The following is an 8,077-nucleotide window of genomic DNA, read 5'->3' as shown; positions in this document are numbered from 1 at the left end:
CGCAGCCAGGTCGCCGCCGACGGCGCCACGGTCACCGGCGCGGCGCGCAGGGTCGGCAGCAGCGACCACGGCACGGCGTGCAGGCGCGCCGGCGGCACCACCAGCACCGGAGCGCCGTCGAGGTCCGCGGCGGCCGGCCCGAGCAGGGCGCGTTCCAGGGCGGCGCCGGTACGGGCGAGGGTCGAAAGGGCCTGTGGCGGCGTCCGGCCGTGGGCGAGCCGCCGCAGCAGCGACCGGGCCAGCGCCACCTCGCGCACCGCGTCCGCCTCCGCGCCGACCTCGTGCAGCCGCACCCGCCGGCCGGTGACCGTCACCGCGTACAGCACGCCGTCGACCACGGTCAGCTCGACCAGGTGGTGCCCGGCGAGCCGGTCGAACGGCACCGGCGGCTGGTCCGCTGCCGGTGGTCGCTCGCGCACCCGCCGGGTGCGCGAACGGATGGTGGCCTCCAGCCGGTGGCGCTCGCGGTCCAGTTCGACGACCGGCGCACCGGGCGCCGCCAGGCGGCGCATGACCTGCCGCAGCGCCGCCAGGTCCGCGGCCAGCTCACGGTCGTCCGGGGGCCGCACCAGCGGTACCGCCAGCGCGCCGGCCCGCCACCGTTCACTCCAGCGCAGCAGCATGCGGGCGTCGCCGCGAGCCACCGCGTGCCGCTGGGCCAGGGCGGCCAGCTCCGTGCCGTACCCGGCCGCGTGCGCGCGCAGCTCCGGCGCGGCCAGCGAGCGCTGGTGCACGCCGGCCGCGTCCAGCCCGCGCCGGCAGGCCGCCAGCATCGCCGCCGTCGCACCGCGCTCCCGCGCCCGCAGCGCCTGGGCCAGCCAGCCGGCCGCCCGGGCGAACGTGGGGCCGCCGTACCGGTAGCGCGCCGCCCGGGCCAGGTGCCGGTCGGCGACGGCACCGGTGGCGAGGCGGCCCACAAGCAGGTGCGCCGCTGGCGCCTCCGGCGTGCGCAACTCGGTGAGCCGGTCGGCCAGCCGGCTTACCTCAGCACGAAGCTGCCCACCGCGCCTGCCGAGGTTCAGATGCTCGCCGGCGGAGTACCGCGACTGCACGACGATGAAGGCCGCCCGCGCCTGCCAGCCGCGCCGGTGCTGGCGCCGGAAGAGGGTGCGCGCCTGCCCCGCCCACTCGGCGGCCAGGTCGGCCCGGCCGGCCGCCTGCGCCGCGCGAGCCGCGACGAACAGCAGCTCGGCGGTCTTGGTCGCCTCGCCGCCGCGGCCCACGTGCTCGCGGATCGCGGCCTGCGTCGTGGCGACCGCCTCGGCGGACAGCCCGGCCGCGAGCAGCACCGCGCACCGGTCGATCGCGAGCTCCGGCTTGTGCGCGCCCAGTTCCGCGTACCGGGCGCCGGCCTGGTCGAGCAGGTCGAGCGCGGCCGGCAGGTCGCCCACCTGAAACGCCACGTCCGCCCGGTTGTGGACGGTCATCGTCGACTCCAGGTCCTGCCCGGCCGCCGTGAAGAGCCGTTCGGCCACCACGAGGTCGCGGTCGCCGCGGGCCGCCTGGCCGAGCCGGGCGTACACCGAGAAGCGGGCGACCCGGGCCCGGGCCTCCCAGACGCCGTCGCCGGCGCGGTGCAGCCGGGCGATCGAGGTGCGGAAATCGGCCAGCGCGTCCGGGTACCGGCCGAGCACCGCCAGCAGGTGGCCGCGGCGCATCAGCACGCGCCCGTGTGCCGCGCCCGTGCTCGCGGCGGCGGCCCGGTCGAGCGCGCGCAGGCCAGCGGCGGTGCGCCCGGCGAGGCCGAGGGTGAGGCCGAGCGTGGCGTGCACGTCGGTCGTACGATCGCCGTCGCCGGAACGCTCGGCGAGGCGCAAGGCCGTGCGCAGCTCGCGGATCGCCTCGTCGACCCGCCCGGTGTCGCGCAGCACGATCGCTCGCGCCTGGTGCGCGACCGACGCGACCGCCGGCTCGAGGTCGTGCCGCAGCAACTCGTCGGCGCGCGCGAGGGCCGCCATCGGCCGCGCCAGCGCCAGCGCTAGCAGCTCGGTGAATGACCCGCGCGAGCGGAGGCGAGCGCCAACCAGCTCAGCACGCATCGATAAATCGTAGATCGAAGCATCGCAGACATGGAGGCACCATGAGCTTCTGGAACCGCTGGCGCAGGCGCTACCAGGGCCAAGAAGCCAAGGAAGGGCTGCGCCGGGCCGCCGCGAGAGCGCTCGCCCGCGATCCGGAGGGGGTCGCGGCGCGCCGGCTGCGCGACCAGACCAGGCACATCCTGGAGGCGTTCGGCGACGACGTGGCCGAGGATCCGGAGGGCGGCTACCTGTACCGCAAGGGGTGGATCCTGGTGCGGGAGGAGCTTGCCGACCACGCGATCCGGATCCTCGGTGGGCAGTTCGACCGCGAGCGCGTGGCGGCGCCCGCCGTGGCGGGGGTGCGGCGGCTTCCACTGAGCGCGAACACCGAGATGCGCTCCGCCCTCGACCGCCTGCTCGACGGCGACGGCGGCCTCGGCGAGGGGGCGGCCGGGCCCGAGCACATACTGTCCATTTCGGACGTCGTGTCGCGGTGCCCGGCCGTCGAGCCGGAGCCCGTCGACGCGACTACGCCCGACCCCGCCCCGACGCTCGACCTGGCCGCCGGCCAGGGCGTACGGGTGGTCGTCGTCGACACCGGCCTGGACCCTGACGCGCCACTGCGGCACCGCTGGCTCGACCGGGTCGACGGCGAGCCCGACCCGGCCATCACACCGGGCGGCCTGCTCAAGTACGCGGGGCACGGCACGTTCATCGCCGGCGTCATCCGGTGCCTGGCGCCGCGGGCCGAGGTGTACGTGACGTCCGCGTTCTGGCAGGGCGGCGCGCTCGCCGAGACCGAGGTGGTGCGGGAGCTGGCCCGGGTGCTGGCCACCCAGAGCCCCGACATCATCTGCCTCTCCGCCGGCACCCGCACGTACCGCAACGCGGGCCTGCTGGCGTTCGACGCCTTCAACCGCACGGTGCTGCGCCAGCACAAGGGCGTGGTGCTCGTGGCCGCCGCCGGCAACGACGCCAGCCGGGTGCCGTTCTGGCCCGCGGCTTCACCGTTCAGCGTCTCGGTCGGCGCGCTCAACAGCAAGTGGGACGGGCTTGCCGAGTTCAGCAACCACGGCGGCTGGGTCGACGTTTCCGCGCCCGGCGAGAACCTGGTCAACGCGTTCCCGGTCGGCACGTACACCTACCAGGAGGCGCCCAACATCCCGCCCGACGTCCCCAAGCCGCGGGTCGAGTCGTTCACCGGGATGGCGCGGTGGAGCGGCACGTCATTCTCGACGCCGTTGGTGGCCGGCCTGATCGCGGCCCGCATGTCGCACACGGGCGAGAACGGCCGCGACGCGGCGGCGGCACTGGTGGCCGACGGCCAGCGCGCGGCCCGCCTGGGCGTGGGCGCCGTCCTGCACCCCCGCTGAAACCCTTCCCGTGATCAGGCATCCGGGCCGCACCATCCGCAAACACCTGCCGAGGGGTCCACCATGCCTGCCGTCACCATGCCTGCCTCCACCACGCTCGCTTTCGCTCCGATCGACGGCGCTGCCGGCACCGCGTACCAAGCCGTCACCGCCATCGCCGACCTCGTCGCCCCGGTCGCCGGGTCCGCCGCGACGGCCGCCGCCATCGTCCTGTTCACCGCCCTCGTCCGCCTCGTCATCGCGCCGTTGAGCTGGGCACAGGCCCGCGGCCAGCGGCGCCAGGCGGCCCTCGCGCCGAAGCTCAACGCGCTGCGCCAGCGGCACGGCGACGACCCGGCCCGGCTGCGGACCGAGGTGGCCACGCTGTACCGGGACGCAGGCACGACGCCGCTCGCCGGGTGCCTGCCCGCGCTGTTGCAGGCCCCGTTCTTCTTCGTCATGTACCGGCTGTTCACCGCGTCCACCGTCGGCGGGGAAGGAAACACACTGCTCGACGGCCGACTGTTCGGGGTACGGCTTGGGCAGCACGCGGCGGACGGCGCGAACGGCGTCTTCCTCGCGCTGTTCGCCGCTCTCGCCGCTCTGGCATGGGTGACGTCGCGCCGGATGCGACGGACGGCGGCCGAGACGGCGGCGGCGAGCACGCCCGCGACCGGCGACGCCCCCAACCCCGCCGCGGCGATCGGCCGCATCCTGCCGCTGCTGCCGTACACGGTGCTGCTCGGCGTACGACGAGATCGCTGACTGGTACGGAGACGCGGCGGTTCGCGGAGGGCGGCGCGCCCACACCGATCACGCTGGCTGTGCGCGCCGCCCCCTGACTGACTACTCCACCAGCTGGCCGCGTGCCGGCGCGGCCGTCGAAGCCGCCGCTGACAGGGCCGCCGGGCGCGGCGGGATGCTGGACGTGTCGTTCGCGAACGTGGCGACCGCCGTCGCCACGGCGTCCGCGTTCGTGTCGAACGCGAACGTGTTTACGTTGCCGAACAGCCGGTACTCCTGCCGCAGCTGGCGGTAGAGCGCGGCGTCGGCGCCGTCGCGTTCGGGCGTCAGGCTGTCGCACGGCGCGTGGTAGCACGGGTCGTACTGGGCACCCGCGACCCCGCCCCACAGCGCGACATCGGCCTCGGTCTTTCGCACCTCGGCGCCGGTGAACAGGCCGCCGGCCGGGATGCCGGTGGCGATGAACGGGCCGTAGTCGGAACGGCCGGTGAAGTCCGACGCGGCGGTGGCCTCCCCGCGCGCCGCGAAGAACGCCTGGAATACCGCCTCGATCTGCGCCGAGCCGGCCGGGCCGGGGCCGCTGCCCTCGGCGGCCGAGTCGTCGCCGTCGTACACGCCGAACGTGTAATTGGGCGATCCGATCATGTCGAAGTTGAGGTACAGGGCGATCGCGGCGTGCTCCGCGTCGGTCAGGTTGTTGACGTAGAACGTCGAGCCGGACAGGTTGGACTCCTCAGCGCCCCACCACGCGAACCGCACCTTGTTCTTCGTCTGCGTCTTCCGCATCTGCAGCGCGACCTCGAGGATGCCGGCACTGCCGGTGCCGTTGTCGTTGATGCCGGCGGTGTCCGGCTCGGAGTCCAGGTGCGCGCCCACCATGACGACCTCGTTAGGGTCACCCCACCGCGACTCGGCGAAGACGTTTTCGGTTTCGCGTACCTCGGCGATGGTCTGCGTAGTGATGGTGACGTTGAGGTTCGGCGTGCCGGCGAACGCGACACCCATGGGGTACGACACTGAGACGGCCGGGATGCCGACCGGGTTGCCCAGGGTGCCGAAGAACAGGTCCTGGCGGTCGGGTCCGGTGGTGTTGCCCTGGTTCATGAGGATGGCACCGATCGCCCCCGCGGCCTCCGCATTGGCGACCTTCTGCCCGAACGGGCACGTGCCGCGCTGCAGCAGCGCGATGTTGCCGCTGACCGCCGGGGTGAAGTCGGTCGCCTCGCAGCCGGACGAGCTGGCGTTCGGCGTGGTGAGCGCGAGGTCGACCGGGACGACCAGGCCGGTGGCGGTGCCGTTGCCCGAGCAGTCCAGCACGTCGTAGTCGGTCTGGTCGACGTACGTCGTCGGGGTGGGGGAGTTCTGCGCGAACGACGAGCCGGTGTCCTCGCAGAAGTTGAACTGGAACGGCTGGCGGGTGACCGTGTATCCGGCGTGCTTCATCAGTGTCGCGACGTAGTCCGCGCTGCGGTCGTATCCGGGTCCACCGGACGCGCGGTTGCCCCCGTTGAGGGTGGCGATGGCCTGAAACGCCACGAGGTGGCGCAGGAGGCCAGCCAGCGTGACGGAAGTGGTCAGCTTCTTGACGTCGTTGCCGCCGGACGCTTGGGCCGGGCTGGCGACAGCGAAGGTACCCAGCAGTACGGCCACGGCGGCCGCGCCGCCCAGGCGTCGTCGTAACGAGCGGGACACCACGGTGTGTTCTCCTCTCGGGAACGAAAGCTTGGACATCCCAGAATGTAAGTTCGTCACTGAGGGTGCGGAAGGGGTCGCACAGGCAGACATTGGGGGGATCGAAGGTGGACGTCGAGGCGCTGCGGCGTGACACGCCCGGATGTGCATACCGGACGCATTTGGACAACGCGGGGGCGGCGTTCATGACCCGCACCACCCTCGCCGCCGTGACCGACCACCTGCTGCTCGAATCGACCGTGAGCTGGACCGCGCGGTAAAGGTGTTCACCGACCTGGCTGGCTGAGCTGCCCGTCGGAGCGGGGGAGCAGAAACAGCGCGACCGCCGCGCCGGCCACCACGACCAGCGCCCCCACCAGCTTCGTCACCCCGTACCCCACGCCGGCGCCGAGCAGCGTCAGGTACGCCGCCACCGCGATACCGCCGCCGATGTGGCTCATCGACTCCAGCAGTCCCGACGCGGTGCCGCGGTCGCTCTCCGCCACGTTGGTCACGCACTCCCGAAACAGCCGCACGTACACCGGTCCGGAGCACACTCCCCACAGGACCAGCCACGGCACGAGCGCTGCCACCGAGCCGCCACTCAGGGCCGCCATCATGGCGAGGGTCAGGGCGCACAGCGCGATGGAGGCGGCGACCACGGTTCGCGACGAGAACCGGCGCAGCAGCCGGGTCGACAGCGCCGAGCTGACGATGCCGCCCAGCAGCACAGGCGACAGCACCATGCCGGTGCGCGCGGCGGACAGCCCGTGCTCCTCCTGCAGATGAAGGCTGCCGACCACGATGACGGCGGTGTAGCCGGCGCAGTAGGCGGCGAAGGCCAGGCAGCCGCCCACGATCCGGCGCGAGCGCAGCAGGTGTGGCTTCACCAGGGGATACGCCGCCCGCCGCTCCACGACGACCAGCGCGCCGAGCAGCGCCGCCGCCAGGCACAGCAGGAGTCCGGCGCGGCCCGCGTGCGCGCCCTCGCCCAGCTGCGACAGCCCGCCGAGAAGGGCGACCAGTCCGGCGCTGGCCAGTACGGCACCGGCGACGTCGAGCCGCTCGGACCGGTCGCGGCGCGGCGGGTCGGCTGGTAGCAGCGCCAGCGCGGCGGCGAACGCCGCGGCGCCGACGGGCACGGTCACCAGAAACACCCACCGCCAGCCAAGGTGGACGGTGATGATCCCGCCCAGGATGGCGCCGGCCAGGCCGGCGGACCACGCCGCGAACGCCATCACCGCGAACACGCGGCTGCGCCACGGCTCAGTGGGGTAGGCGGTGCCGGCGATGGACAGCGCGGCCGGAAGCGCGAACGCGGCGGCCACGCCTTGCAGTACCCGCCCGGCCAGCAGCAGCGGCAGGCTTGGCGCGAGGCCGGCGAGCAGCCCGGCGGCGGTGGTGACGGCGAGGCTGGCGACGAGCACGCGGCGCCGGCCCCACAGGTCGCTGGTGCGCCCGCCGAGGATCAACAAGGCGCCGATGCTGAGCGAGTACAGGCTGACGACCCACTGCAACGCGCTCGGGCCGAGCCCGAGGTCGGCGCCGATGGAGGGCAGGGCGGTGGCGAGCGCCAGGCTGTCGAAGAGCACGAGGAACGAGGCGCAGCCGAGCACCACCGCGAGCGGCCAGGCCCGCAAGCCGTTGGGGCTCGCGGCGCTGTCGACCCGCGGCAGGGCTTCGCTCGTGCGCACGCCTTCGCCCTTACCCGGCGTGGCGGGTCGCGAATCCCTTGATCATTTCCCTCGGAGCGGTGCCAGCGCCTTGCCGATGTTCCAGTCGGCCAGGTCGAGCATCCATTGCCGCTCGGGGAAGTCGGTGTCCGCGATCCGCAGTGGACCCTCGATCAGCGACAGCACCTGCGCGTACCGCTACAGCGCCATCCGGTGCGGTTCGACCGGTACCGGCCACAGCGCGGGGTAGGCGTCGCGGAAGCGCATCTCCAGCCAGGCGTGGTCCCACTCGACGTCGAAGTACGTCAGGTCCTCGAAGTCGATGACCACGGGCTCGCCATCCGCCGTGACCAGCACGTGGTCGGGCCCGAGCTCGCCGTGCACGAGCCCGTAGCCGGTACGCGCGGGAACCGCCTCGCGGAGGTCGCGAAGGTGCACGGCGATCCGGGGGCCGGGTCGCGGGCGTCGCGCCGCCGGCCAGGTCGGCCACGCGGCCGTATTCGGTGGCGGGCGTCGTGTGCATGCGGCGCAACGCCTTGCCGACGGCCGCCAGCGGGCCGGCGGCCGCGGCGGGGTCGCGCTCCATCAGCGCCTCCAGCGTCACCGTGACGGTTTG

The 8,077-nt window shown here is 73.8% G+C and carries 6 protein-coding genes and 1 pseudogene; 3 read left to right on the top strand and 4 right to left on the bottom strand.

The genetic code is table 11. The annotated features are described in order from the left end of the window. Positions 1-2,039 (bottom strand): hypothetical protein (locus tag V6V89_RS34910; protein WP_334623861.1); only part of this gene is annotated, 2,039 nt, incomplete at its 3' end. 41 nt (positions 2,040-2,080) lie between these two features. On the opposite strand from V6V89_RS34910, the gene V6V89_RS34905 reads away from it, so the two are divergent. Further along, entirely contained in the window at positions 2,081-3,394 is a 1,314-nt protein-coding gene (locus tag V6V89_RS34905; protein ID WP_334623859.1) for a S8/S53 family peptidase, read from the top strand. 63 nt (positions 3,395-3,457) lie between these two features. After that, positions 3,458-4,138, top strand: a complete 681-nt coding sequence (locus V6V89_RS34900; RefSeq protein WP_334623858.1) for a YidC/Oxa1 family membrane protein insertase — start codon at positions 3,458-3,460, stop codon at positions 4,136-4,138. A gap of 81 nt (positions 4,139-4,219) precedes the next feature. Here V6V89_RS34900 and V6V89_RS34895 read toward each other — a convergent pair whose 3' ends face one another. Next, entirely contained in the window at positions 4,220-5,809 is a 1,590-nt protein-coding gene (locus V6V89_RS34895; protein ID WP_334623856.1) for a M28 family peptidase, read from the bottom strand. Positions 5,810-5,916: 107 nt separating this feature from the next. Here V6V89_RS34895 and V6V89_RS34890 point away from each other — a divergent pair, with 107 nt between their 5' ends. Further along, positions 5,917-6,069, top strand: a complete 153-nt coding sequence (locus V6V89_RS34890) for a hypothetical protein (RefSeq protein ID WP_334623855.1) — start codon at positions 5,917-5,919, stop codon at positions 6,067-6,069. A 6-nt stretch (positions 6,070-6,075) separates the two neighbouring features. Here the strand turns inward: V6V89_RS34890 and V6V89_RS34885 are convergent, their stop codons facing one another. Further along, the gene (locus tag V6V89_RS34885) at positions 6,076-7,482 is read right to left on the bottom strand and encodes an MFS transporter (RefSeq protein WP_334623854.1); all 1,407 of its coding nucleotides are present in this window, start codon (positions 7,480-7,482) and stop codon (positions 6,076-6,078) included. 42 nt (positions 7,483-7,524) lie between these two features. Further along, positions 7,525-8,065: pseudogene (locus tag V6V89_RS34880) on the bottom strand (phosphotransferase); the annotation flags it as partial. Positions 8,066-8,077: the final 12 nt, after the last annotated feature.

The organism is Micromonospora sp. CPCC 206061 (assembly GCF_036906915.1).
Taxonomy (GTDB): Bacteria; Actinomycetota; Actinomycetes; order Mycobacteriales; family Micromonosporaceae; genus Phytohabitans.
This window is presented reverse-complemented; position numbering and strand designations above follow the sequence as displayed.